Origin of the sequence: Vibrio sp. 10N (assembly GCF_036245475.1) — a bacterium.
Taxonomy (GTDB): domain Bacteria; phylum Pseudomonadota; class Gammaproteobacteria; order Enterobacterales; family Vibrionaceae; genus Vibrio.
The window spans coordinates 3061947-3088029 of sequence record NZ_BTPM01000001.1 but is presented as its reverse complement, the minus strand read 5'-3'; the positions used below and the strand labels follow the sequence as shown (position 1 = coordinate 3088029).

Annotated in this window: 27 protein-coding genes and 3 tRNA genes; 19 read left to right on the top strand and 11 right to left on the bottom strand. The window is 47.8% G+C overall.

The genetic code is table 11. The features are described from left to right. Window positions 1–6: 6 nt before the first annotated feature. From lptA to AAA946_RS14345, 5 genes are read right to left on the bottom strand one after another with little or no spacing between them, the layout of a single operon-like run. Window positions 7–504: a lipopolysaccharide transport periplasmic protein LptA gene (lptA, locus tag AAA946_RS14365; protein ID WP_338165432.1), complete on the bottom strand. Its 498-nt coding sequence runs from the start codon at window positions 502–504 to the stop codon at window positions 7–9. Continuing rightward, complete coding sequence (lptC, locus tag AAA946_RS14360; protein WP_338165431.1) at window positions 485–1048, bottom strand: LPS export ABC transporter periplasmic protein LptC; 564 nt, start codon at window positions 1046–1048, stop codon at window positions 485–487. Before lptC ends, lptA begins: the two co-directional genes overlap by 20 nt. Further along, the gene (kdsC, locus tag AAA946_RS14355; protein ID WP_338165430.1) at window positions 1045–1602 is read right to left on the bottom strand and encodes a 3-deoxy-manno-octulosonate-8-phosphatase KdsC; all 558 of its coding nucleotides are present in this window, start codon (window positions 1600–1602) and stop codon (window positions 1045–1047) included. Before kdsC ends, lptC begins: the two co-directional genes overlap by 4 nt. Then, complete coding sequence (locus AAA946_RS14350; protein ID WP_338165429.1) at window positions 1602–2570, bottom strand: KpsF/GutQ family sugar-phosphate isomerase; 969 nt, start codon at window positions 2568–2570, stop codon at window positions 1602–1604. Before AAA946_RS14350 ends, kdsC begins: the two co-directional genes overlap by 1 nt. A 10-nt stretch (window positions 2571–2580) precedes the next feature. Beyond that, window positions 2581–3552 (bottom strand): calcium/sodium antiporter, encoded by a 972-nt coding sequence (locus tag AAA946_RS14345; RefSeq protein WP_338165428.1) that lies wholly within the window; start codon window positions 3550–3552, stop codon window positions 2581–2583. 289 nt (window positions 3553–3841) lie between these two features. Between AAA946_RS14345 and mlaF the strand changes: the two genes are divergently transcribed. The 8 genes from mlaF to AAA946_RS14305 all read left to right on the top strand — a co-directional run bounded on the left by mlaF (window position 3842) and on the right by AAA946_RS14305 (window position 9238). Then, entirely contained in the window at window positions 3842–4636 is a 795-nt protein-coding gene (gene mlaF, locus AAA946_RS14340; RefSeq protein WP_338165427.1) for a phospholipid ABC transporter ATP-binding protein MlaF, read from the top strand. 1 nt (window position 4637) lies between these two features. Then, window positions 4638–5426 carry a lipid asymmetry maintenance ABC transporter permease subunit MlaE gene (gene mlaE, locus AAA946_RS14335; protein WP_338165426.1) on the top strand — a complete coding sequence of 263 codons (789 nt, stop codon included), beginning with the start codon at window positions 4638–4640 and terminating at the stop codon, window positions 5424–5426. 29 nt (window positions 5427–5455) lie between these two features. Next, window positions 5456–5941, top strand: coding sequence for an outer membrane lipid asymmetry maintenance protein MlaD (gene mlaD, locus AAA946_RS14330; protein ID WP_338165425.1), 486 nt, complete (start codon window positions 5456–5458; stop codon window positions 5939–5941). A gap of 4 nt (window positions 5942–5945) precedes the next feature. Then, the gene (locus tag AAA946_RS14325) at window positions 5946–6599 is read left to right on the top strand and encodes a phospholipid-binding protein MlaC (RefSeq protein ID WP_338165424.1); all 654 of its coding nucleotides are present in this window, start codon (window positions 5946–5948) and stop codon (window positions 6597–6599) included. Continuing rightward, window positions 6599–6898, top strand: a complete 300-nt coding sequence (locus AAA946_RS14320; protein WP_338165423.1) for an STAS domain-containing protein — start codon at window positions 6599–6601, stop codon at window positions 6896–6898. The genes AAA946_RS14325 and AAA946_RS14320 overlap by 1 nt, the downstream gene beginning before the upstream one ends. 9 nt (window positions 6899–6907) lie before the next feature. Then, window positions 6908–7162, top strand: coding sequence for a BolA family iron metabolism protein IbaG (gene ibaG, locus AAA946_RS14315; RefSeq protein WP_042496156.1), 255 nt, complete (start codon window positions 6908–6910; stop codon window positions 7160–7162). A 9-nt stretch (window positions 7163–7171) separates the two neighbouring features. Then, on the top strand, window positions 7172–8437 hold the full coding sequence (murA, locus tag AAA946_RS14310) for a UDP-N-acetylglucosamine 1-carboxyvinyltransferase (protein ID WP_338165422.1): 1266 nt from the start codon (window positions 7172–7174) through the stop codon (window positions 8435–8437). 72 nt (window positions 8438–8509) lie between these two features. After that, window positions 8510–9238 carry a 1-acylglycerol-3-phosphate O-acyltransferase gene (locus tag AAA946_RS14305; protein WP_338165421.1) on the top strand — a complete coding sequence of 243 codons (729 nt, stop codon included), beginning with the start codon at window positions 8510–8512 and terminating at the stop codon, window positions 9236–9238. A gap of 49 nt (window positions 9239–9287) precedes the next feature. Here the strand turns inward: AAA946_RS14305 and AAA946_RS14300 are convergent, their stop codons facing one another. The 5 genes from AAA946_RS14300 to arcA all read right to left on the bottom strand — a co-directional run bounded on the left by AAA946_RS14300 (window position 9288) and on the right by arcA (window position 14065). Continuing rightward, window positions 9288–9677 (bottom strand): RidA family protein, encoded by a 390-nt coding sequence (locus AAA946_RS14300; protein WP_338165420.1) that lies wholly within the window; start codon window positions 9675–9677, stop codon window positions 9288–9290. Between the two features lie 121 nt (window positions 9678–9798). Continuing rightward, window positions 9799–10260 (bottom strand): aspartate carbamoyltransferase regulatory subunit, encoded by a 462-nt coding sequence (pyrI, locus tag AAA946_RS14295; protein WP_112463130.1) that lies wholly within the window; start codon window positions 10258–10260, stop codon window positions 9799–9801. Between the two features lie 12 nt (window positions 10261–10272). Then, window positions 10273–11202 carry an aspartate carbamoyltransferase gene (gene pyrB / locus AAA946_RS14290; RefSeq protein WP_042496166.1) on the bottom strand — a complete coding sequence of 310 codons (930 nt, stop codon included), beginning with the start codon at window positions 11200–11202 and terminating at the stop codon, window positions 10273–10275. 515 nt (window positions 11203–11717) lie between these two features. Further along, entirely contained in the window at window positions 11718–12722 is a 1005-nt protein-coding gene (gene argF, locus AAA946_RS14285) for an ornithine carbamoyltransferase (protein WP_338165419.1), read from the bottom strand. Between the two features lie 122 nt (window positions 12723–12844). Next, window positions 12845–14065 (bottom strand): arginine deiminase, encoded by a 1221-nt coding sequence (arcA, locus tag AAA946_RS14280; RefSeq protein WP_338165418.1) that lies wholly within the window; start codon window positions 14063–14065, stop codon window positions 12845–12847. 562 nt (window positions 14066–14627) lie between these two features. Between arcA and rraB the strand changes: the two genes are divergently transcribed. Together rraB and AAA946_RS14270 are read left to right on the top strand one after the other, a co-directional pair. Then, a complete protein-coding gene (rraB, locus tag AAA946_RS14275; RefSeq protein ID WP_338165417.1) occupies window positions 14628–15041 on the top strand; it encodes a ribonuclease E inhibitor RraB in 414 nt (137 codons plus the stop codon). 104 nt (window positions 15042–15145) lie between these two features. Next, on the top strand, window positions 15146–15946 hold the full coding sequence (locus AAA946_RS14270) for a glycosyl hydrolase 2 galactose-binding domain-containing protein (protein WP_338165416.1): 801 nt from the start codon (window positions 15146–15148) through the stop codon (window positions 15944–15946). A gap of 95 nt (window positions 15947–16041) precedes the next feature. Here AAA946_RS14270 and mutS read toward each other — a convergent pair whose 3' ends face one another. Next, window positions 16042–18603: a DNA mismatch repair protein MutS gene (gene mutS / locus AAA946_RS14265; RefSeq protein WP_338165415.1), complete on the bottom strand. Its 2562-nt coding sequence runs from the start codon at window positions 18601–18603 to the stop codon at window positions 16042–16044. A gap of 142 nt (window positions 18604–18745) precedes the next feature. On the opposite strand from mutS, the gene pncC reads away from it, so the two are divergent. The 9 genes from pncC to AAA946_RS14220 all read left to right on the top strand — a co-directional run bounded on the left by pncC (window position 18746) and on the right by AAA946_RS14220 (window position 26052). Next, window positions 18746–19246 (top strand): nicotinamide-nucleotide amidase, encoded by a 501-nt coding sequence (pncC, locus tag AAA946_RS14260; RefSeq protein WP_338165414.1) that lies wholly within the window; start codon window positions 18746–18748, stop codon window positions 19244–19246. A gap of 244 nt (window positions 19247–19490) precedes the next feature. Continuing rightward, window positions 19491–20528 (top strand): recombinase RecA, encoded by a 1038-nt coding sequence (gene recA / locus AAA946_RS14255; protein WP_042496172.1) that lies wholly within the window; start codon window positions 19491–19493, stop codon window positions 20526–20528. A gap of 77 nt (window positions 20529–20605) precedes the next feature. After that, window positions 20606–21070, top strand: a complete 465-nt coding sequence (recX, locus tag AAA946_RS14250) for a recombination regulator RecX (protein ID WP_338165413.1) — start codon at window positions 20606–20608, stop codon at window positions 21068–21070. A 159-nt stretch (window positions 21071–21229) separates the two neighbouring features. Continuing rightward, window positions 21230–23815, top strand: coding sequence for an alanine--tRNA ligase (alaS, locus tag AAA946_RS14245; RefSeq protein ID WP_338165412.1), 2586 nt, complete (start codon window positions 21230–21232; stop codon window positions 23813–23815). A gap of 215 nt (window positions 23816–24030) precedes the next feature. Further along, window positions 24031–25218 (top strand): aspartate kinase, encoded by a 1188-nt coding sequence (locus AAA946_RS14240; RefSeq protein WP_338165411.1) that lies wholly within the window; start codon window positions 24031–24033, stop codon window positions 25216–25218. A gap of 92 nt (window positions 25219–25310) precedes the next feature. After that, on the top strand, window positions 25311–25508 hold the full coding sequence (gene csrA / locus AAA946_RS14235) for a carbon storage regulator CsrA (RefSeq protein WP_004415691.1): 198 nt from the start codon (window positions 25311–25313) through the stop codon (window positions 25506–25508). A 209-nt stretch (window positions 25509–25717) separates the two neighbouring features. Continuing rightward, window positions 25718–25810 (top strand) — tRNA-Ser (locus AAA946_RS14230). 45 nt (window positions 25811–25855) lie between these two features. Further along, window positions 25856–25932 (top strand) — tRNA-Arg (locus AAA946_RS14225). A gap of 27 nt (window positions 25933–25959) precedes the next feature. Further along, window positions 25960–26052 (top strand) — tRNA-Ser (locus AAA946_RS14220). Window positions 26053–26083 lie beyond the last annotated feature (31 nt).

Sequence of the window (26083 nt, the reverse complement as noted above, 5' to 3'; positions counted from 1 at the left end):
TGGACTCTACTTCTCTTGAACTTGTTGCGGCTGCAGAACGGTTGAAACACGTTCGTTGGCATTACCATCAGCAACCAGCTTTTGTGATGAAATGCGGTACTTGATAGTAGTGCCACGGATCACACTGTCATCTTGCGACAACATGGCTTGTTTTTTCATCGTTAGCTGGTCATCTTTCAGTGAGTAGTGAAGTTCTCTGGCTTCGCCGTACAAGGTTTTACCATCGTCGGTTAGCTGCGAAAAGGTGGCCAGATTACCAAACCCTTGGATCACCTCGATTGTCCCTGTTTGCGCTTCACGAGTGACGATGATTTTGTCGGCGTTGATGTTAATGCTGCCTTGTTTTAACTTCACATCGCCCGCAAATGTCACTTTGTTGCTCTTCATATCGAGCTGTTGGGTGTCTGAGTCAATGTATACCGGTTGTTCGGTATCGGTCGACAGTGCCAGTGCCGCTGTTGGCAAAAGCAGGCACAGGCTGAGACTAAGGTGCGAGAGTTTCATATTTACTATTCACTTTGTTGTAAAGTTCCGCGAGGTGATTGGCAAAGTTTCCTTTCATTGCCTCTCCTTGCGTTTCAAATTGTGGACCAAGCATGATGACTTTATTGTCGGCCCAAAAATCACGATTCTCGAGTTTGATACTCATGGTCTGCGTCGACAAAGTGTCAAACCCCGATTCAGGGAGCAAGTTTCTAGCTACGACATTGTCGTGCAGTGTCAGTACTTCTTGCTTATCCAATATCGCCGTATCGGCAGAGATCTCCCACTCTTGGATTTCACCATTGGCAAAAATACGCACAATTGGCTGCTGGAATACGGTTTCACCTCGTTTTGAGAAGTGCTCTAGATGCGCAGAAGTAATACTGTAACTGCGTATCCCCGTATCGCTGTAGGAGATGTTGTGTAAGTTGGTACCGCTAAACGCCGGCAGCTCAATGTTCGGTTCAATTAAGATAACGTTAGCGTCATCTTTGCTGTACAGGTAGTACCCACTACCTGCGATAACAATGGCAAGTAAACTGTAAAGAATACGAGATAAACTCATATACTTAGACCCTTGTGAAGCTCAAGTTCTCCCTTTGATTCTAGGATCAGATCACAGATTTCCCTAACCGCGCCGTGTCCGCCACGGATGCTGGTCACATGATCGGCTTTTTTCGCCAGTAGCGGGTGACCATCCGCCACACAAACGCCCAGCCCCACTTGTGCCATGACTGGCCAATCAATTAAGTCATCACCAATATAGGCGGTGTGCTCAGGTGCGATGCCTAACTTGTCGCAAATATCTTGGTAAGCGACTACTTTGTCATCTTGACCTTGGTAAATCAACGTGATGCCAAGTGCTTTCATGCGGTTCTCAACAATTTTTGAGCTACGTCCGGTAATGATAGCAACATGGACCCCTGCGCTCATCAACGCTTTGACACCATAGCCATCACGGGTGTGAAAGGTCTTCAGCTCCTCACCATCATTGCCCATATAAATCAGGCCATCGGAAAAGACGCCATCGACGTCGCAAATTAATAGCTCAATATTGGCGGCCTTATCAACCGTAACTTTGCTGATTGGGCCGTAAAGTGTTTCTACATTCACAGACATTACATCACTCCTGCTTTGAGTAAGTCATGCATGTTTAACGCACCGACTACTTTGTGATCTTCGAGCAGAACTAGGCCGCTGATCTTTTTCGATTGCATCAAGTTTAGCCCTTCTGCTGCCAACATGTTTGGTGTGGCCGTGGTTGGTGAAGCAATCATTACCTCGCCGATGGTGGTTTCATGAATATCCACACGGCGATCTAGGATGCGGCGCAGGTCTCCATCGGTGAAGATGCCGAGCAGAGTATGTTTCTCATCCACAACCGTGGTCATGCCAAGGCCTTTGTTGGAAATCTCGAGTAGGGCGTCACGAACCAGGGTTTCAGGGCCAACCATAGGCAGTGCCTCACCAGTGTGCATGATGTCGCTGAGCTTAAGAAGCAGTTTGCGCCCCAGTGCGCCGCCTGGGTGAGAAAGAGCAAAATCTTCCTCGCTAAAGCCACGAGCTTCAAGCAAAGCCATTGCCAGTGCATCACCCATGACTAGGGTAGCGGTTGAACTGGACGTTGGAGCGAGCTCAAGTGGGCACGCTTCTTTTGGAACCGTAATCTGCAAATGGTAATCGGAAAGTTTGCCCATAGTGGAGGCGGGCTTACCTGTCATGCTGACCGTGGTAATGCCTAAGCGTTTGAATACTGGAAATAGGCTAATGATCTCATGTGCTTCGCCTGAGTTTGAGATGGCAATAACCAGATCACGAGCTTCGATCATACCCAGATCGCCATGTGCCGCTTCACCAGGATGAACAAAAAATGCAGAAGTACCAGTACTGGCGAGTGTGGCGGCAATTTTCTTACCGATGTGTCCAGACTTACCAATACCCATCACAATCACTTTGCCCTGATGGTTCAAAATAGCTTGGCATACTGCTTCAAAATGCTCATCGAAGTAGCGCTCTATGTGCATCAGTGCTTGCACTTCGGTATTCAGAACACGCTTGGCACTGCCAATGAAATCAAATTCAGACATACAATTGCTCCTATGCTGCCATATTGGCAAACAGATACACTTGATAACCTAAGAAGAGCACGAATAGGATGCCCCCTTCGATGCGATTAATGCTTTTTGACTTGCCAAGTGCCATAACAACTAACAGCAGAGACAATCCTAGCATGACCCAGAAGTCACGCCCCATGGCATGCTCGCTCAGTAGCGATGGGTTGAGAATGCCTGGGATGCCCATGACTGCAAGGATATTAAAGACGTTGGAACCGATGATGTTACCCACCGCCATATCGTCTTCACCTTTAAGTACACCTGCGAGAGAAGCCGCAAGCTCAGGTAAACTGGTGCCAATGGCAATAATAGTTAGGCCAATAACCAGATCACTCATCCCGAAATACTGAGCGATAACCACTGCGCTGTCGACAAGGCGGTCGGCGGCAAGTGGCAGCACGATAAGGCCGATGATCACCCACATAGCGGCTTTGCCATTGCTCACGCCTTCTGGCACTTCAGATTCTTGATCGTCGAGAAGGGCATCGGCATTGCCACTTTCTTTTTCTGCTTTGCTGATACGCAGCATCGTCAAGATAAAGACGGCAAATAGAGCAAATAAAATAACACCTTCTACGAAGCCAAGGTGGCTGTCCCAAAGAATTAGGCCGGCAATCAGAGTGACAGCAATCATCAGTGGCAGTTCACGTCTCAGAACGGCGGATGAGATGGAAAGTGGCTTGATCATCGCAGTAATACCGAGGATAAGTGCGATATTGGCGATATTAGAACCGAGAACGTTGCCCACTGCAGTATCGGTTTTGCCTTCCAGAGCTGCGGTGGCGGATACCATCATTTCTGGAGCGGATGAGCCCATCGCAAGAATGGTCATGCCAATGACCAGTGGGGAAATACCCACATTGCGTGCCAATGCAGCGGCACCAAATACCAGTTTATCCGCACTCCATACGAGAAAAACCAGTCCAATAATCAGAAACACCACGGCTTCGAGCATGTTTTATTCCACTTCTTTTTTTCTGAGACAATTGGCGGCTAATTTTGACGCTTTGTCATCCAAAATGGAAGCCAATCAATAAATAAAATACCGATAGAGCTCGGAATTGCGTACCTTTAAATGAGACAAGGGAAGCGTTTGTCGTTTTGAGCGCGTCTCCGTTATTACTTAACGAATACGAATTTGTTGAATTGTTTATAAAATGGATTGACCACTAGGGTTTTAATTGCACTCAAGTATCATTATCATGGAAGGTTATTAAAGCTTGGAGTTCGAGATAAGGAAGTCTATGTCAAACAATGACTTGGTTTCTATTAGCGGGTTATCTTTTTCACGTGGTTCACGGATTATCTTTGATGATATCGAACTGCATGTGCCAAAAGGCAAGGTGACAGCGATAATGGGACCCTCGGGAATCGGTAAGACGACACTGCTGCGTTTGATTGGTGGGCAATTGATGCCAGACCAAGGAGAGGTGTGGTTTGATGGCGATAACATTCCTACATTATCTCGTAAGCGACTTTACCAAGTTCGCAAAAAAATGAGCATGTTGTTCCAGTCGGGCGCGCTGTTCACGGACTTGACCGTTTTCGATAACGTGGCATTCCCGCTGCGTGAGCACACCGCTTTAGATGAATCCATGATCCGCACCCTAGTGCTGCTGAAACTTGAGGCGGTCGGACTAAGGGGGGCGGCACAACTGATGCCTAGCGAGCTCTCTGGCGGAATGGCAAGGCGCGCAGCCCTTGCGAGAGCGATTGCCCTTGACCCTGAATTGATTCTTTATGATGAGCCCTTTGTCGGCCAAGACCCTATCACGATGGGCGTGCTGGTGGAGCTGATCAGTAAACTGAATAATGCTCTGAACGTGACCTCAGTCGTGGTCTCCCATGATGTTCCTGAGGTGATGTCGATAGCTGACTGGGTGTATCTCATGGCGAACGGAAAAATCGTCGCTAAAGGTACACCTGATGAGCTGCGAAATAATCCCGACCCTCAAGTTCAACAATTCCTTAAAGGCGAAGCCGATGGCCCCGTGCCGTTTCGTTTTCCTGCCTCACCATTAGAACAGGAGCTATTTTAATATGGCATCGCTTTCGCTGTGGGTTCAAAAAGTTGGTCAGCGTGCACTTTCTGTCGGTTATGCATGGGGGCGAGCAACATTCATGCTGCTTGGTGTGGTGTTATCTAGGCCGCAACCGAGAAAACATTTTCCGTTACTTATCAAACAGCTTTATAACGTTGGGGTACAGTCCCTCGCGATTATTTTAGTCTCAGGGCTGTTTATCGGCATGGTGCTGAGTTTGCAAGGTTATGTAGTGCTGGTGGACTACGGAGCAGAAGGCAGTTTAGGGCAAATGGTCGCTCTGTCTCTGTTAAGAGAGCTGGGGCCTGTGGTGACTGCGCTGCTGTTTGCCGGTCGGGCGGGGTCTGCGCTGACGGCGGAAATCGGTTTGATGAAAGCCACTGAGCAATTGTCCAGTTTAGAAATGATGGCGGTGGATCCTATCAAGCGTGTTGTCGCGCCACGCTTTTGGGCTGGTGTGATCTCAATGCCGCTGCTGGCGATGATCTTTATGTCGGTGGGTATTTGGGGAGGACAGTTGGTCGGAGTGGACTGGAAGGGCATTGATCACGGCAGCTTTTGGTCAGCGATGCAGTCTTCGGTAGAGCTGGGTCGAGACATCGGAAATAGTGCGATCAAGTGTGTTGTGTTTGCTATTACCGTGACTTGGGTTGCGCTATTTAACGGCTATGATGCGACGCCAACCTCTGAGGGGATCAGTCAAGCCACGACCCGTACCGTTGTGCATTCTTCACTTGCGGTACTTGGATTAGATTTTGTTCTTACTGCCTTGATGTTTGGCAACTAAGCTTAAAGCAATAATTAAAGGAACTCTTAATGCAACAGACAAGAAAGTTGGAATTGTGGGTAGGCAGTTTTGTGTTGTTAGGCCTTGGCGCAATCTTGTTTATGATTTTTCAGGTTGCTGATGTCAAGAGCCTTGGCTCCGGTGATACTTATACGCTGGAAGCGAGATTTGACAATATTGGCAGCCTTAAAGTGCGCTCTCCAGTGAAAGTTGGTGGGGTGGTCATTGGACGTGTTAGTGATATCAAACTCGATAAAGAATCATTCCTTCCTGTGGTGAGTTTGGCGATCAGCAGTGATTATCAGTTCCCGGAGACGTCGAGCGCCCAAGTGCTGACATCGGGTTTAATTGGTGAGCAGTACATTGGACTGGTCCCTGGGTTTGTGTTTGATGACGAAGGCTATTTAGCGGACGGTGATCGAATCGAAGACACCAAGTCGGCATTAGTGCTAGAAGATATGATTGGCCAAGTGCTTTATAGCATCGGTGGTTCCGATGAGAGTAATAAGGAGTAAAGCGATGTTGAAACGCTGGTTTGGGTGGTGTTCAGCTTGGATAGTGACGTTATTGCTCTCGGCTAACGTGCTGGCTGACACTTTTGATGCGACGCAGCCTTATGACATGATCCTCAAAGTCTCAGATCAAGCCTTTTCTCGTTTGAGTGCTGAGCAGGAGATGATTAAAGCCGATCCTGATCACCTAAAAGTTGTGGTGGAAGAGGAGTTAATGCCTTATGTGAACTATCGCTACGCGGCGTTAAAACTCCTAGGGCCGAATTTAAAAGGAGCGAAACGTGATGATGTGATGGAGTTTATCACCGCGTTTCGTGCTTATTTGGTCACGTCCTACGCACAAGTGTTAACTCAATACACTGGTCAGGAAGTGAAGTTTGGCCCTGAGCCAAAAATTGATGATAAAACCTCCATTATCGGCGTGAAAGTGACCATAATGGACTCACCGCGTCCCAATATTAATCTTGAGTTTAAGCTTCGTAAGGACAAGAAGAGCGGTGAGTGGAAAGCATTCGATATGATTGCTGAAGGCATCAGTTTGTTATCCAGTAAGCAATCTGAATGGAATACTAAGATCCGTCAAGAAGGTATCCTTTCAGTGGCCAGTGAGCTTGAAAAATTGGCGAAAGCACCGATTCGTTTTGAGGGCGGCGGGCAATAATGGTAGCGAAATTAGAACAGCGTACTGACACAACGTTGGCACTGGTGGGTAATATAAACCGCGATACTGTGCCCGCACTTTGGAATGATATTCAACGCTTTAACTTCACTCAGCCAGAAATGAATTTGGTACTAGAGCAGGTGGAGCGCTTCGATTCTGCGGGATTGGTGATGTTAATCCACTTATTAGAGCATGCAAAAAATCAAAAGTGTCATATAATGCTCAGCTTCGTGCCCGATGAGCTGAACATACTGTTTCAGCTATACAACGTTGAATCAGTCATAGAGAAACACATTTAGGAGTATCTTGTGGATAGCACAAAAGTACAGGAACTATTACAAAACGCGCTGAACCTAGAAGAGCTTATCGTCAAAGGCGAAGGTAGCCACTATGAAGTCATCGCGGTAGATGCTCAATTTGAAGGCATGAGCCGAGTTAAAAAGCAGCAGACGATTTACGCTCCGCTGATGGAATACATTCAGCGTAATGACATCCACGCAGTATCAATTAAAGCCTATACTCCAGAAGAGTGGGCTCGTGATAAAAAGTTGATGTCTCTTTAAGGTTTATTAATGGATAAGTTTCGAGTTATTGGATCGAATACACCGCTAAGCGGCGAAGTCTCGATCTCTGGTGCTAAGAACGCAGCACTGCCAATTTTATTTGCTTCAATTCTGGCAGAAGAGCCAGTTGAAGTCGCTAACGTTCCTCATCTTCGTGATATTGATACGACGATGAAGCTACTGAGCCGCCTAGGTGCCAAAGTGCATCGTAACGGTTCTGTACACGTTGATGGTAGCGAAATCAATGAGCTATGTGCGCCATATGACTTGGTGAAAACCATGCGTGCATCCATTTGGGCGCTTGGTCCTCTGGTCGCTCGTTTTGGTAAAGGCCAAGTGTCACTGCCAGGCGGTTGTGCGATTGGTGCCCGTCCTGTGGATCTGCATATTCACGGTCTGGAGCAGCTAGGCGCAACCATCACGCTTGAAGATGGTTACGTGAAAGCAGAAGTTGATGGTCGCCTGAAAGGCGCGCACATCGTAATGGACAAAGTCAGTGTTGGTGCAACCATTACTATTATGTGTGCGGCAACGCTTGCTGAAGGCACTACCGTGCTTGATAACGCAGCGCGTGAACCTGAGATTGTTGATACCGCAGACTTCCTGAATAAGCTGGGTGCCAAAGTAACAGGCGCGGGTACTGATACCATCACTATTGAAGGTGTTGAGCGTCTATCTGGTGGTAAGCACACCGTCGTTGCCGACCGTATCGAAACGGGTACCTTCTTGGTTGCAGCGGCAGTATCTGGCGGCAAAGTGGTTTGCCGTAATACCAGTGCACACTTGCTTGAAGCGGTACTGGCTAAGCTTGAAGAAGCGGGTGCTGACGTTGAGACCGGTGACGACTGGATCGCACTAGATATGACGGGGCGTGAGCTCAAAGCGGTATCGATTCGCACGGCTCCGCATCCGGGTTTCCCAACGGACATGCAAGCGCAATTTACGCTATTGAATATGATGGCGAAAGGCGGTGGCGTGATCACGGAAACCATCTTCGAAAACCGCTTTATGCATGTGCCAGAGCTAATGCGTATGGGTGCAAAAGCGGAAATTGAAGGCAACACGGTTATTTGTGGCGATGTGGATTCACTGAGCGGTGCTCAAGTGATGGCAACCGACCTTCGTGCTTCGGCAAGTTTGGTCATTGCGGGCTGTATTGCACAAGGCGAGACTATCGTTGACCGTATTTATCACATCGATCGCGGCTATGAGCGCATTGAAGACAAATTGTCTGTGCTGGGTGCCACAATCACCCGTGTCGCGGGCGATGAATAACAACATTTAAGATTCAATTAGCCGAAATCCAAGGGTTTCGGCTTTTTTTTGAAGCCATTGTCGGAGAACAAAATGGTTGCTTTACTTCGCTGCATTGCAGTGGCTATTTTCGCCGTTGTCATGTTTGTATTTGGCTGCGGCTATTGCCTGCTTAGCCCTAGAAACCCAAAACACGTGTTTACCTTCGGTCGCTACTTTGGTGCGATGTCGAAGATCCTAGGCGTCAAACTCGAACTTCGCCTTCCTGAGGATGCGTACAAACGTGGTCAGCACATTTACATTGCTAACCACCAGAACAACTGGGACCTGTTTACTGTCTCTTCTGCGGTGACGCCAAACGTGGTTACTGTTGGTAAAAAGAGTCTACTGTGGATGCCTCTTTTCGGTCAGCTTTACTACCTAACGGGTAACATCTTGATTGATCGTGCTAACCGCAGCAAAGCGAAAGGTACGATTGATCAAGTGGTCGATAGCATGAAAAAGAGCAATCTATCGGTATGGATGTTCCCTGAAGGAACCCGCTCTCGCGGCCGTGGTTTATTGCCATTCAAAACCGGTGCTTTCCATGCGGCTATCGGCGCTGAAGTGCCTATTATTCCTATCGTGTGCAGTAGCACTGGCCACTTAAAACTTAACAAGTGGGATAACGGGCATATTATTGTTGAGATGTTGCCGCCTGTCTCCGTTGAAGGCTACGGCAAAGAAAACGTCCGTAAGCTTGCCAATGTTTGCCGTGAGCAAATGGTGGAAAAGCTCGCTGAGCTGGATGCCGAAGTCGCAGAATTGAATGCGAAGAAATAACTAAAAAAGGGTTGCCACTGGCAACCCTTTTTCTATGTCATCAAGGCGATTACTTGCGAACAGCGATCGCTTCGATTTCAATTTTCACATCTTTAGGAAGACGAGCGACTTCAACACACGAGCGTGCAGGGTAGTTTGCAACGTTGTGCTCATCAAAGAACTTGCCATACACTTCGTTCACTGTGCCAAAATCGTTGAGATCTTTCACGAAAACAGTCATTTTAACGATGTCAGAAACAGTCAGACCAGACGCTTCAACCACAGCTTTTACGTTGTCTAGAGACTGACGTGCTTGCTCTGAAATGTCGTCCGACACTTCACCGGTTTGTGGGTTCACTGGGATTTGGCCTGAAGTCAGTACCATGTTGCCTAGATCAACGCCTTGAACGTAAGGACCGATTGCTGCGGGTGCAGACTCTGTATGAAGTACTTTTGTCATCGTTTTATCCATTTTGATGGGATTAGTAAGAGGTTTAGACTGCCTCTAGGACAAATAAAAATCAAGCCTCCGATAAAGAGAAATATCGGAGGCTTGAATAGCTATTTACTCGTGGTTAACGCTAGCGTTCGGTCACGATCTCACGAGAGTATACTTTTTCGCAGTATTTACACTTCAGACGAATATCTTCGTGCTTCTCGAACACCTTGAAGCTGCTGTCTACTGGCTCGTTGTGCGTGATGCAGTTGCTGTTTGGACACTCAAAAACACCTGTGATGGTTTCTGGTAGTTCTAATGCCAGCTTTTTACACACTTCGTAGTTTTCAATCTGGTTCACTGTGGCATGTGGCGCGTATAGCGCTAGCTTGTTCGCTTGCTCTTCCGTGATAAACACGTTTTCAATTTTCAGCAGATCTTTGCTACCCAGCGCCGATGAAGGCAAGTTCAGACCGATAGTCACGCGCTGTTTTGATTCATCCATAGCAAACAGTTTCAGCACCTTGATGCCAATGTTTGCAGGGATGTGGTCGATAACGGTGCCGTTTTTGATCGCTTCAACTTGCAATTGAGTTTCTTTAGCCATGACAATCTCTCCTTAAAGTGCTTCGTTAAGAACAAGGGCAAGCAGCGCTTCGCGAGCGTACACACCGTTTTCTGCTTGTTGGAAGTAATACGCGTAAGGCGTTTTATCAACGTCTACGGTGATTTCATCCACACGAGGCAGTGGGTGTAGGACTTTAAGGTTGTCGCGTGCATCTTTCAGCGTCTCTGCAGACAGGATATACGCCGACTTAATGTGTGCGTATTCAGATTCGTCAAAACGCTCTTTCTGTACGCGAGTCATGTAAAGGATATCAAGTTCTGGCACAACACTGTCGATGTCTGTGTGCAGGCTATATTGAATGCCCGCTTCTTCTAGTTCTTCACAGATGTAATCCGGCATCGCTAGCGCTTCTGGTGCGATAAAGAAGAAGCGCACGTTGTCGAATTTAGCCAGTGCTTGAGTCAATGAGTGAACTGTGCGGCCGTATTTTAGGTCGCCCACAAACGCAACGTTGATGTCATCTAGACGACCTTGCGTCTCATAAATAGAGTACAGGTCAAGCAGGGTTTGTGTTGGGTGTTGGTTTGCACCGTCTCCCGCATTGATAACTGGTACACCGTTAGAGAACTCAGAAGCAAGACGGGCTGCGCCTTCTTGTGGGTGGCGCATAACGAAGGCATCAACGTATGAAGAGATGACCTGTACAGAGTCTGCCAGCGTCTCGCCTTTTTTCGCCAGTGAAGTGTTGCCACCGCTGTCGAAACCAATCACATCACCGCCGATGCGCTGGATAGCCGTTTCGAAAGAAAGTCGGGTACGTGTCGATGGCTCGAAGAAGCAGCTTGCCACGACTTTATTCTTGATTAACTCAGGTTGAGGGTTGGATTTTAGATGACCCGCGGTTTTCACAATGAGTTCTAGTTCCTCACGTGACAGTTCCGGAATCGAGATAATGTGCTTTTGATAGAGCGTATTCGCCATGTTTATCTTCCCTATAGTTACAACCAGACCAGATAGATATACTCAAGTAACCTCTAGATTTCGGTTCAGCGGGTGTCCTAGCTCTCTAGTCGAGGCAGTGATTTGAAAACATAGCGGGCTACGTTGAGAATCACTAACGAAGAGGAGAGAGCTAGGACACTCGCCCTTCGGGAGCCCACCTAAGCTCTTATTTCTGCGTCAATTGCAGCCAAAAGGGGTTACCATTCCGACTACAATTTCCTTGAACTAAGAGCTTAGGTGGGCTCTGAACCGCAATCTAGAGGTCACTTGAGTATAAAGACCATAAAAAAGCCCCCCATATTGGGAGGCTTAGAATTCGATAGGAAATAATAACGGTGCGTGATAAGCAAGTTGCTTACCGAGAGTGTGTTGTGATGTCAAACTCGCTTGCGCCATTAATCGTTCCCCAGACAAATTGCCGAGAATTATACGCCCAAAATTTGCGAGCGCAAGCGATTACATCAAACATTTAGCGTCAATTATTGGCAACTTTGTTAGCTGCCTAAAGTGGCTACCATGACCGCTTTAATAGTATGCATGCGGTTCTCAGCTTCATCAAAAACGATTGAATATTCAGACTCAAACACATCATTGGTCACTTCAAGGCCATTGAGTCCATATTTATCCGCAATTTCTTTACCTATAGTCGTCTGATCGTCATGGAAAGCAGGCAAACAGTGCATAAATTTCACGTTTTTATTCCCAGTTGCTTCGAGCATCGCCATGTTAACTTGATAAGGTTTCATGACCGCGATTCGCTCTTCCCATGCTTCGGCAGATTCGCCCATCGATACCCAAACGTCGGTATATAGGAAGTCACAATCTTTGACGCCCGCTTGGACATCCTCAGTTAGGGTGATGGTCGCACCGGTAGTTTGAGCAATGGTCTGACACTCATCGACTAAGCTCTGTTCTGGCCAAAATGCTTTAGGGGCGACCAAACGAATATCCATCCCCATTTTTGCTGCGCCCACCATGAGCGAATTGCCCATGTTATTGCGCGCGTCACCTAAGTAAGCAAATTTGATTTGATGCAGTTGCTTGCCTTTGCCGTGCTCAAGCATAGTGAGGAAGTCAGCAAGGATTTGAGTAGGATGGAACTCGTCTGTTAAACCATTCCATACCGGAACGCCGGCATGTGCACCCAGCTCTTCGACAATTTCTTGGCCAAAGCCGCGATATTCAATGCCGTCGTACATACGGCCTAACACGCGCGCCGTATCCTTCATCGATTCTTTGTGACCAATTTGCGAGCCAGAAGGGCCGATATAAGACACTTGTGCGCCCTGATCAAAAGCCGCCACTTCAAAGGCACATCGGGTACGGGTCGATGCTTTTTCGAAGATAAGCGCAATGTTTTTGCCAACCAGTTTCTTTTGTTCAGTACCGGCGTATTTTGCCGATTTGAGCTCTTTGGACATATCGAGCAGAAATTGAATTTCTTTTGGCGTGAAGTCGAGAAGCTTGAGAAAGTTCCTATTCCGTAAGTTGTAAGCCATGGTCCGTACCTCTGTGTTAGTTGTTGATTCTATTTATACATACAAATTCTTATTTTGTGAATAATTATTTTATTTAAGTGCAAAAAAAGCCCCTTATTTGGGGCTTTTGTAAATAGTTATGTTTAAATGCCATCGCGTTCAATTGGGCAGCTCATGCAGCGAGCACCGCCACGACCACGGCCAAGTTCATTGCCAGGGATGGTCAACACTTGAATGCCGGCTTTGTCGTATTTCTCATTAGTGTACACGTTGCGCTCATAGCCGATGACAACGCCCGGTTTGACCGTCAGTACATTGTTGGCGTCGTTCCATTGCTCTCGCTCGGCTTCGTAGTTGTCGCCGCCAGTAGTGATGATCTTCAGCTGATCTACATCTAGGGCGCTTTCTAGTGCTTTAAGATAGTTTGGCAGCTTCTCAACCTGCATTTGTCCGTTATTCGATGGCGTTAAGCGCCAGGTATCGAGTTTGTCATTGATGATTTCTGGGTAGACCGAGAAGGTATCGACATCCATGTGGGTCATGACTGTATCTAAGTGCATGCATGAGCGATGCTTAGGTAGGTCGATAGCAATCACTTGGCTGGCTTGTCCTGACTTGAACAAGCTGGCTGCTAAGTTTTCCACCCCTTGTGGTGTGGTGCGCTCAGAAATGCCGACCAGTACCGCGCCTTTACCAATGACTAGAACGTCGCCGCCTTCGATATTGGCATTGTCGTAATGCAGATCTTCATCACCGAAGTACTTAATGAAATCTTGTCCCGCAAACGTAGGGTGCCAACGGTAGATTGCGCGAAGGTGGTTAGTTTCACGCTGACGAGCCGGTTTCATCATCGGATTTAACGAGACGCCGCCATACACCCAGCACGAGGTGTCACGCGTGAAAAGATGGTTTGGCAAAGGCTCAATGACAAAGTCGAGCGGCCTGCTCATCTTTTGCAATATCGATGGTGTTTTGATTGGTAGCTCAGAGTAGGCGAGGCCACCGAGCAGCACGGTCGCTAAATGCTCGTTGTCCATTTGCGCTAAATATTGACGCAGCTCGTTGGCAAAAATGGGTCCGTAGCGAAAATCGGAGATTTGGGTATTGAGTAGCCAGGTTCTAGCATCGTCTACTGCGAGGGTTTCTACTAGCAAGTCATGAAGCAACAAAACCTCGACGTCTTGGCTGCGCAGTGTGCTTGCAAAAGCATCGTGCTCTTCGCCTGCCGCTTCTACTGCCAGTACGTCATCGAACAACAGTTCATGACAGTTAGATGGGGTGAGGTGGGTTAGGGCTCTTTCTGGACGGTTTAGCAAAACGCGTCGTAATTGACCGACTTCCGAGCCGACATACAACTTACTCATTACGATTCCTTTCAGCTTGATCTGCCGCTATTTATGACAAGCTTGTTATAAAGATGCAAGTTTAATGGTCAGTAAATATCACTGAGCAACGTTTTGTTTTCAGTTAAATTTATTGATTGATGGATTCTATGCAGACAAAGATGGCGCTATTTGGGCCATTCACAAAGAGGGATGAGTGCTTGGATATGCAGGGTTTTCTGCCAATCAAGCTTCAATACTCATGTCACTAGTTTGAATAAAAAAACATTTTCTAGCGGTTCTATTAACGATTAATGAATAAAACCTAAAGCTGGAGAGTGTCAGGCTGACTGGCGGATATGCATGCTTTATCTATAACTTTGCGGTGATCTGAGCTTAGTCTATTGTCCATCGTCAACACACCTAAAAAGAGTGCAGCCTTTGAGCATTAAAATGTTAAATTTATGTATATGTGATCTTGATCATACTTTGCACTCAATGCGATTTCGAAAAATAGTCACTAAAGATCTCGTTTTGATCTTTCGATCTCCGGCGACTTCTCGTATTATTCATGCCGTTAACCTATTTATAGCTGGAGCACTTTATGTCTCAACAAGATGAGTATATGTCCGTTGAAGAACTGATCGAATTTCAGAAGGAAGAAACTCGCGATATCATTCAAGCGCTAATTGAAGATGGAAGTGATCCAGAAGCTCTTTATGAGATCGAACACCACCTGTTCGCAGAAGACTTTGATCGTTTAGAGAAAGCGGTCGTTGAAGCGTTCAAGATGGGCTTCGAGGTGCTAGAAGCAGAAGAAACTGAAGACGAAGATGGCAATAAGCTGCTTTGTTGTGATGCGACAATGGAATCGGCACTAAACCCTGAGCAAATCGATGCTCAAGTAGAGAAGCTGGTTCATCTAGCAGAGAAGTACGACATCATCTACGATGGTTGGGGTACTTACTACGAAGGTGAAGATGCGCTTTACCCTGAAGAAGATGATGAAGACGAATAAGTCTTGATGAAAAGGTCAGCTCCGCTGACCTTTTTTGATCCTGCTATCTTTCCAAATACGATTTGATTATACTTCGCTCAACATGATCTAGGTCAATATAATCAATGAAGATGAATCTCGCCGGTCTTTGGCAACTCTCCCCCCTTACTGATCTCTCTATCCCTCAAGATGATCTGACGTTTCCAGGTGCACTGAGCCAAGTACTACCCGAAAGCTTATCGGAACAAGCGATTCGTGACCAAGAATGGCACTTAATGCACGACTTTGAGCTCACCGATGCACAGTTGGCGAATCCTGCGGTGGATCTGGTCATTGGTGGTATTGATTACTATGCAGAAGTGCGTATCAACGGACGCGCAGTCATTGATTGTGATGGTAGTGAGACGACGTATCGCAAAGAGATCCGAGCCCATCTTCAACAAGGCCCAAATCGCCTCGAAATCCTGTTTCTTGAGTATGATGAAGATGATTTGCTGGTTGATATCGACAGTGCGCCGACATGTTCATTAGCTCAAGAAAAGTCGCGCACCGACGAGCGGATGGGTGTGTGGCAAATGCCTTACTTACAGTTCATTCCTCACGTACGCCTTGAGCATGTGGCGATGGAGCAGATCTGGCACCATGGTGGTGGCTGTGAATTCAAGGTCGATTTACATTATCAAACGTTTCGTGCTGGCCTTGTCTCTGCGTCGGTCAAGTTCGATGGTATGACCTACTTTTTGCCGATAGACGTTCGCGCGAATCAGGCATCTGCACTGTTTCAGATAGAGGCACCTAAATACGCAGACCCAGAACACCCGAAAAAAGAGGACCTCTACAACTTAGTAGTCGAACTCGATGGCCAAAAGCAAGAGTTCGACGTCGCACTCAGCCAACAACTCTGCGTCACCCATGTCGCTCTCTAATAACTAGGCGATGCGCAGCAACCCAGCTGTTTCTCCCCTTAATAAGTGGGGCGCGCAGCTGGGAGTCTAGGAGGGGTAATCTTCTGATTCTAACCCTAAAGCAACTGCTTCAATCGATACAATTCGTCCAACGCCTGACGCGGCGTCAAATCATCCGGATTAATCTGCGCCAACGCTTCTTCTACTTCACTTGGCTCTGGGATCAAACTTAGCTGATTGGCAATATCCACCTGTGGCGATTCTGCTCGCGCGGGATTCTGCCCAATCTGCTCTAGCTGCGTCAGCTTTTGACGTGCGTTTTTAATCACTGCTTTTGGTACGCCAGCAAGCCCTGCTACGGCAAGGCCGTAGGACTTACTTGCGGCGCCTTCTTGTACCGCATGCATAAACGCAATCGAGTCACCATGCTCGACCGCATCCAAATGGACATTGGCAAGGTTCGGTAACTGATTTGGCATCTCGGTGAGCTCAAAATAGTGCGTTGCGAACAGCGTCATCGCGCCAACCTTGGTCGCTAACCACTCGGCACTTGCCCAAGCGAGCGACAGGCCATCGTAGGTACTGGTGCCGCGACCAATCTCATCCATCAGCACTAAGCTGTTTTGAGTGGCGTTGTGCAAGATATTGGCGGTTTCTGTCATCTCAACCATGAAGGTCGAGCGGCCAGAAGCAAGGTCATCGGAGGCGCCAATGCGAGTAAAGATGCGATCGAGTGAACCGATCTCAGCTGATTCGGCTGGGACATAACAGCCAATGTGTGCCATTAGTGCGATGAGTGCCGTTTGGCGCATATAGGTCGATTTACCGCCCATATTTGGACCAGTAACGATCAGCATCTTACGCTCTGGGTTGAGTGCTATAGGGTTGGCAATAAACGGCTCATCCATGACTTGCTCAACCACAGGGTGACGGCCTGACTGGATCTGAATGCCTGCTTTTTCGGTTAATGTTGGTCGGCAGTAATCTAGACTTTCTGCGCGCTCAGCTAAGTTTTGCAGTACATCGAGCTGCGACAAAGCGGACGCTAGGTTTTGAAGCTGCTCTAGACTTGGCAATAGCAAATCAAACAGCTCTTCCCAGAGTTTTTTCTCTATGGCGAGCGCTTTTGATTTTGAGTTCAATACCTTATCTTCGTGCTCTTTAAGCTCCGGGATAATGTAGCGCTCGGCATTTTTCAACGTTTGACGACGAACGTAGTGTGGAGGCACAAGATGGCTTTGACCACGACTTACTTGGATATAGAAGCCGTGCACATTGTTGTAGCCAACCTTAAGGGTGTCGATGCCGTGACGGTCACGTTCATCGTGCTCAAGCTTGTCTAGGTAGGCCGTTGCGCCGTTGGCAAGGTCTCGCCACTCGTCTAGCTCTGCATTGTAACCATCGGCAATCACACCGCCATCTCGAATCACAACCGGAGGGTTGTCTTTAATGGCGCGCTCAAGCAGATCGGCCATTGAGTCCATTGGTGCAGAGAATTCGGCGAGCTGCTTGAGGTACGGATGTGCCACAGTCTCTAGGTTAAGTGCTAGCTCAGGTAACTGCTGGAGTGCGCTACGCAGACGGGCCATATCACGCGGCCTTGCTGAACGCAGTGCCAGTCTTGCTAAGATACGTTCAATATCGCCGATCTGTTTTAGCGTTGGAGCCAGCTCTGTGTAGAGTGCGTCTTGCTTGATCTCGGAGATCGCATCTAAGCGGTAGTTCAGCGTTTTTTGACAGCGCATTGGCTGGTGGATCCAACGCTTAAGCATGCGGCTTCCCATCGCTGTCGCGGTATGATCAAGCACTTCAGCAAGCGTATTGTCATGGCCGCCAGACAGGTTTTGAGTCAGCTCTAAGTTGCGTCTGGTCGCAGCATCGAGGATCACCGATTGATCTTGACTGTCTAAAGTCAGCGAGCGAATGTGAGGCAGAGCAGTTCTTTGAGTGTCTTTGACGTATTGGATCAAACAGCCAGCAGCACATAGACCAAGCTCACACTGCTCAACACCAAAACCGACCAGGTCTTTGGTGCCAAATTGTTGGTTGAGCTGCTGCCTTGCAGTATCGATTTCAAACTCCCACACTGGGCGGCGGCGGTTGCCGTTGCGATTGGCCATAATGCCAACCGGTTCAAAATCTTCGGGGAATAGAAGTTCTTTTGGTGCCGTGCGCTGCAACTCGGCCAACATCGCTTCTTCACTACGAGGTTCACAAAGTTGAAAACGACCAGAGGTAATGTCTAGCGTGGCATAGCCAAATTTACCGTTTTGGTGGTAGATTGCGGCAATTAGGTTATCGAGTCGTTCTGATAGTAGAGCTTCGTCAGAGACGGTGCCCGGAGTCACGATACGAACAACTTTTCTTTCTACCGGCCCTTTGCTGGTCGCTGGATCGCCAACTTGTTCGCAAATCGCGACTGACTCTCCAAGCTGCACCAGTTTGGCAAGATAACCTTCGACAGCGTGAAAAGGGACACCCGCCATTGGAATGGGTTCACCCGCAGAAGCACCACGCTTGGTTAGCGAGATATCAAGCAATTGCGATGCGCGTTTGGCGTCATCGTAAAATAGCTCGTAAAAGTCGCCCATGCGATAAAACAGCAAAATATCTGGGTTTTCGGCTTTTAGCTTCAGATACTGCTGCATCATTGGTGTGTGTTTTTGTTCTGCTTTCACTGTCACTTCTTTGCTACTGGTTTTCGTTGCCGCCTAGGATACGTGAAAGCAGCGAGAGCGAAAAGGGCAGAGTCTTTCATGATGCTCATTAACATGATGTCACGTCACAGTTAGCCTCAGTTGGAGGCGAGGAGTAGGGGAAATGCAAAACCTATCTGAGTTAAGTACGCAATTGGGTCAGCTATTGCAACAAGGCGATCAGGTCCTGGTTACAGCTGAGTCATGCACAGGCGGTGGCGTCGCCACAGCTATTACGGATATAGCGGGTAGCTCGGTTTGGTTCGATCGTGCGTTTGTTACCTACAGTAACGATGCCAAGATGGAAATGCTGGGCGTTCGTTCAGAAACGCTTGGTCAATATGGTGCGGTCAGTGAGGCTGTGGTTATAGAGATGGCGCAAGGCGCACTCAGCCACTCAAATGGCACCTTGAGCGTCGCCATCAGCGGTATTGCTGGCCCTGGAGGGGGCAGCGAGGATAAGCCTGTGGGCACGGTCTGTTTTGCTTGGGCCTCGTCTGTTGGCTGGCAAAAAGTAGAAACGTGTCTGTTCGCAGGCGATCGAGCTGCGGTGCGCAGTCAAGCCGTTTGGCATGCCTTAACGACTTTGCTTGACCATGTGACTGACGAAGAGCCGTTCAGTTAAACATGCGGAGCATTGATGTGAGTCTTAGGGGAAGACGCTAAGCGTATGGAAATTAACAGACTCTTTTAGAACTCACATCAAGGTCACAAAAAAATCTTCATACAGGTATAGACACTGTATGAATCAACAGTATAATGAAACACATCTTGCGGCGTATTGAACACGCTGCTCACCTGATTAAAACAGCTCAAGCACGTAAGTTGCCTAAAGCGTATATCCGTAAAGGATAGTTGTGGAGAAAGTAATGGACGAGAATAAACAGAAGGCGTTAGCCGCTGCATTAGGTCAGATTGAAAAGCAATTTGGTAAAGGCTCAATTATGCGCCTTGGTGATAACCGTACCATGGACGTTGAAACCATTTCAACCGGCTCACTTTCTCTTGATATCGCGCTGGGTGCTGGTGGCCTGCCAATGGGTCGTATCGTTGAGATCTACGGTCCTGAGTCATCAGGTAAGACAACGCTTACCCTTGAGTGTATTGCTGCGGCTCAAAAAGCAGGTAAAACCTGTGCATTTATCGATGCGGAGCACGCACTTGACCCTGTGTATGCGAAGAAGCTAGGTGTTGATATCGACGCGCTATTGGTGTCTCAGCCAGATACCGGTGAGCAAGCACTTGAGATCTGTGACGCACTAGCACGCTCTGGCGCGATTGACGTTATGGTTGTTGACTCGGTTGCAGCACTAACACCAAAAGCAGAAATCGAAGGCGAGATGGGTGACAGCCACATGGGTCTGCAAGCTCGTATGCTGTCTCAAGCAATGCGTAAGCTGACAGGTAACCTGAAGCAGTCTAACTGTATGTGTATCTTCATTAACCAAATTCGTATGAAGATTGGTGTGATGTTCGGTAACCCAGAAACGACGACTGGTGGTAACGCACTTAAATTCTACGCATCTGTTCGTCTTGATATCCGCCGTACTGGCTCTATCAAAGAAGGCGATGAAGTGGTGGGTAACGAAACTCGCATCAAAGTGGTTAAGAACAAGATTGCCGCACCATTTAAGCAAGCGGAAACGCAAATTCTCTACGGCCAAGGCTTCAACCGTTACGGTGAGCTGGTTGACCTAGGTGTTAAGCACAAGCTTGTTGAGAAAGCAGGTGCTTGGTACAGCTACAATGGCGACAAGATTGGCCAAGGTAAAGCAAACGCGTGTAAGTTCCTACGTGAAAACCCAGAAGCGGCACAAGCGATTGATAGCAAGCTGCGTGAACTGCTGCTAACACCAGCACTTCCTGAAGAAGCTGAAACCGGTGAAGCGCCGGCAGAAGAGCTATAAATCTTCATCTGAATTAAACAAAGCCCTGCACTGCGGGGCTTTGTTGTATCTGTTGTCTTATCAAGCCATTAGTTTTTATGTATCAACGAAAGCCGCCGACGCTATCAGCCAACGAAGCTGCCATCCAATTATTAAGCCGCCGCGATCACGGTGAGTACGAACTGTATCAAAAGCTGAGTTTCAAAGGGTATGAAGAGTCGGAGATCGAAGCTGCGATTGAGCTGTGTAAGTCCTATCGTTATCTCGATGATCTGCGCTTTGCAAAAAGCCAAGTTCGCCAACATATCTACAAAGGCCATGGCGAGCGCCGTATTCGCCAAGAACTGAATCAAAAACGTGTCGCAGAGTCTGTGGTCAATGAAGCCATGATGGAAGAAGAAGTTGATTGGTTTGAGCTGGCGAAAACCACGGCCGAGAAAAAGTTCCGACATGGAAAAGCGAGTGACCCTAAAGAATATGCCAAGCAAGTACGGTTTTTACAGTATCGAGGCTACTCCTTTGACCAGATAAACTATGCGTTGGATTCATTGGAAAGTGAATAAAACCAAGTGGTGAGTGCCTACAACTGCTTGTCCTTACTTGAATAAACTCTAATTTCCTTACGTTTGTTGCCTTTTTTACCAGAAGACTAGGCGAATCCTTACTCATGGGGTTACAATATGCCCCCAAAATCTAACTCGAATTATTTCAGGAAGAGCTGCATGTACATGAGCACAGACGAGGTTCGCAACGCGTTCCTTAAGTTCTTTGAGAGCAAAGGGCACCAAATCGTAGACAGTTCATCGTTGGTTCCACACGATGACCCAACTCTGCTTTTCACTAACGCCGGTATGAACCAGTTTAAAGACTGTTTCCTTGGCCTTGAGAAGCGTAACTACACTCGTGCCACTACGGCCCAGCGTTGTGTTCGCGCTGGTGGTAAGCACAACGACCTTGAGAACGTTGGCTTCACTGCTCGTCACCACACTTTCTTTGAGATGCTGGGCAACTTCAGCTTCGGTGACTACTTCAAAGAAGATGCCATCAGCTTTGCTTGGGAATTCCTAACAGAGACGCTAAAACTGCCTAAAGATCGCCTGCTGGTGACCGTTTATGAAACGGACGACGAAGCATTCGAGATTTGGAACAAGCAAGTTGGCGTTCCAGCAGACCGCATCGTTCGTATCGGTGATAAAGAAGGTGGCAAACCATACGAGTCAGACAACTTCTGGCAAATGGGTGACACTGGTCCTTGTGGTCCATGTACAGAAATTTTCTACGATCACGGTGAGCATATCTGGGGCGGCCGTCCTGGTACTCCGGAAGAAGACGGTGACCGTTTCATCGAGATCTGGAACAACGTATTTATGCAGTTCAACCGTCACGCAGACGGTACTATGGAGCCGCTACCAAAACCATCGGTAGATACGGGTATGGGTATCGAGCGTATTTCTGCAATCATGCAGGGCGTTCACTCAAACTACGAAATCGATGTATTCCAAACGCTAATCAAAGCTGCGGCAGAAGTGATCGGTTACGAAGACCTTTCTAACCAGTCACTACGTGTAATCGCCGACCATATTCGTTCGTGCTCATTCCTAATCGTTGACGGCGTAATGCCATCAAACGAAGGTCGTGGCTATGTGCTTCGTCGTATTATCCGTCGTGCAGTACGTCACGGTAACAAGCTTGGCGCACAGGGTGCCTTCTTCTACAAACTGGTTGGCACCCTAGCATCAGTTATGGGCACTGCCGGTGAAGAGCTTAAGAAGCAACAAGCAGTTGTGGAAAAAGTACTGCGCATCGAAGAAGAGAACTTCGGTCGTACTCTTGAACGTGGTATGACAATCCTGACGGAAGCACTTGATAATCTTGGCGACGAGAAAGTGCTAGACGGCGAAACGGTATTCAAACTTTACGATACTTACGGCTTCCCTGCTGACCTGACTAACGATGTGGCTCGTGAGCGCGAGTTTGCTATCGATGAAGAAGGTTTTGAGAAAGCGATGGAAGCTCAGCGTCAACGTGCGCGTGAAGCTGGCCAATTTGGCACTGATTACAACGCTGCGATCAAAGTTGATACCGACACTGAGTTCTGTGGTTACACAGGCACAGAAGGCAGCAGCACAGTGGCAGCCATGTTTGTTGAAGGCAATGAAGTAGAAGCACTGTCTGCTGGCGACAAGGCGATTGTGGTTCTTGAAGAAACGCCGTTCTACGCAGAGTCGGGCGGTCAATGTGGTGATGCTGGCGTTCTGAAAACATCAGCGGGTCTATTTAAAGTAGAAGACACTCAAAAGCTAGGTAACGCGATTGCACACCACGGTGAGCTGGTTGAAGGCGTACTTGCTAAGGGCGATGAAGTGGCAGCGACTGTAGATGCAGAGCGCCGCGCAGCTATCTCGCTAAACCACTCAGCTACGCACTTGTTGCACGCAGTATTGCGTCAGGTTCTAGGCGAGCACGTAACGCAGAAAGGCTCACTAGTGAAGCCTGACAACCTACGTTTTGACTTCTCTCACCTTGAAGCGATGACCAAAGCGGAAATCAAACAAGTTGAACGTCTAGTGAACGCACATATCCGTACAAACCACGTGATCGAAACCAACGTCATGGACATCGAGTCTGCGAAAGCAAAAGGCGCGATGGCTCTGTTTGGTGAGAAGTACGATGACGAAGTTCGCGTTCTTTCAATGGGCGAGTTCTCGACTGAGCTTTGTGGTGGTATCCACGCAAGCAATACTGGTGATATTGGTCTATTCAAGATCACTTCTGAAGGTGGTATTGCTGCGGGCATCCGTCGTATCGAAGCGGTAACCGGTGAAGCAGCACTGGATGCGATTGAAGCGACAGCGGCACAGTTTGAAGCGAAACTTGGCGATGCAGCAAGCAAAGCGAAATCTCTAGAGAAAGAGATTGCTCAGCTTAAAGACAAGTTAGCAGCAGTGGAAAGTGCCAACATCATGGGTAAAGTCGAAGAGATCAACGGTACTAAGGTATTGGTTGCTGCTCTTGAAGGTGCGGATAGCAAGAACCTTCGTACTATGATGGACAATGCTAAGAACCAAATGGGCAGCGGTATTGCGTTCATTGCTAACGTGGCTGACGGTAAGATTGGTTTGATTGCGGGTGTGACTAAAGACCTAACCGGTAAAGTGAAAGCAGGCGATCTTGTTAAGATGGTGGCTGAGCAAGTTGGCGGTAAAGGTGGCGGTCGACCAGACATGGCGCAAGCAGGTGGTACTGATGTCGATGCACTGCCAGAAGCAATGCAGTCTATTCGCGGTTGGTTAGAAGAGCGTCTATAACGCTCTGAACTAACAATGAAAATGCCCAATCAATGTATGTTGATTGGGCATTGTTGCTTTAGGTCACTACCTATTCAGCTTATCAATTGCATACTTAAAAGCAGCACGCAAATTTAATAGGCGAGGTAAATTGCGTCGCCTATCTATAGGAGCGACCTTGATGGTCGCGGTTTCAAAATCTGACAACTCACGTTGTCTTGGGAAGGTGAAGACTGGTGAAAAGACCACTAATCGTACAAAAGTTCGGTGGAACTTCTGTTGGCTCTGTAGAACGCATTCGTAACGTCGCAGAGCAGGTAATTCGTGCAAAACAAACAGGCAAACAGGTCGTTGTAGTTGTCTCTGCAATGTCAGGAGAAACCAACCGCTTGGTGGACTTGGCTAAACAGGTTGATAGTGTCCCAAATGCCCGTGAACTTGATGTGCTTCTAGCGGCCGGAGAACAAGTCTCAATGGCACTGCTGTCTATGGCATTGAATAAACTGGGGCATGCTGCGGTATCGCTCACTGGTGCACAAGCGAACATTACCACCAACAATCGCCACAACAATGCCACGATTAGTCACGTCGACACCTCAGTGATTGACCAGTATCTAGACCAAGACAAAATTGTCATTGTTGCCGGTTTTCAGGGCGTCAATGAGCATGGCGACATCACTACGTTGGGTCGCGGCGGCTCTGATACTACCGCGGTGACTCTAGCTGGTGTACTTAATGCTGAAGAGTGCCAAATTTATACCGACGTCGATGGCGTCTACAGCTGTGATCCTCGCGTAGTGAAAAGTGCCATCAAATGGCCAGAAATTGATTTTCCTACGATGCACGAAATGGCGCGCAAAGGAGCGAAAGTACTGCATTTACCTTGTGTGACGTACGCATGGCAACATCAGGTACCACTTCGAGTGCTATCGAGCTTTGAGTCGGGGCAGGGGACACTTGTGGTTGGTGAGCAGGCCAAAGCGCAAGTTCAAGGTGTTGCACTGAGAAAGCAAATGCGATTACTCAAAATTGAGAAAGCTTATGTAGACCTGGTCGATAAGCAGAAGGACATGCTCGGTGTAGATGAAGCCGAATGGTTACATGGTGAGCAAGATAGCCACCTTCTATTGAAGTCGGATTGTTCCGACAAGCTCAAATTAGTGATTGAAAATAAACTCGTTGCCGAACAAGACGTCGCGTTAATTACAATGATTGGCGTCGAAGCCATAGCGCAAGCGTCACAATATCAACAACTTCTCAACCATTCAGACATATCTGTTCTACACTTTTGTGAGGGTAAACACTCAATTACATTGGTAATAGAGCCTGAAGCTATCGACAAAGCGGCAGTCGTACTGCATGATAACACCATTATCACCAGTGGAACCGTAGTGGAAGACGTGAAACAGGTACATTTGGGGTAAATACTTTTCATAAGAGAGTTTACGAAAATATAACTTTTGTTGGATAATAAGTTTCGTAGCAAGATAATTAGAGACTACTCAAGGAGCTAAGAATGCTGATTTTGACTCGCCGTGTTGGTGAAACGTTGATGATTGGTGATGAAGTCACTGTTACTGTATTGGGTGTAAAAGGCAACCAAGTTCGCATCGGTGTGAATGCTCCGAAAGAAGTATCCGTGCATCGTGAAGAAATCTACATGCGCATTCAAGCGGAAAAGGGAAATGGTAACGTTGCATCTGGCAACTACTAATTCTAACCGAGAGGGCTGGCACATTGCCGGCCTTTTTGTTGCGTGAAATTCGCCATAAACTCGTGGCACAAGGGTGAATTTTGCTTAGGAAAGCTACGATTAAATGGTGGTTTGGTTAAATTGCCAACGCTTAGTCTGTTTTTTCCTATTTTTGCCAAGAAAATGTTTGACTTATTTTTGGTAAATCGTAATATGTGCCTCCGCAAGACGGTGAGGTGGCCGAGAGGCTGAAGGCGCTCCCCTGCTAAGGGAGTATACGGTTTGTAGCCGTATCGAGGGTTCGAATCCCTCCTTCACCGCCATTCTTGCATTGTGTTGTATGACACTGTTCTTATTGAACATATTGCGCGCTCGTAGCTCAGCTGGATAGAGTACCTGGCTACGAACCAGGCGGTCGAAGGTTCGAATCCTTCCGAGCGCGCCATTTCTCTCTTCGGAAAGAAATACATGCGGTGAGGTGGCCGAGAGGCTGAAGGCGCTCCCCTGCTAAGGGAGTATACGGTTTGTAGCCGTATCGAGGGTTCGAATCCCTCCCTCACCGCCATTTATTGACTGTTTAAGTCAATTTTTTTGTT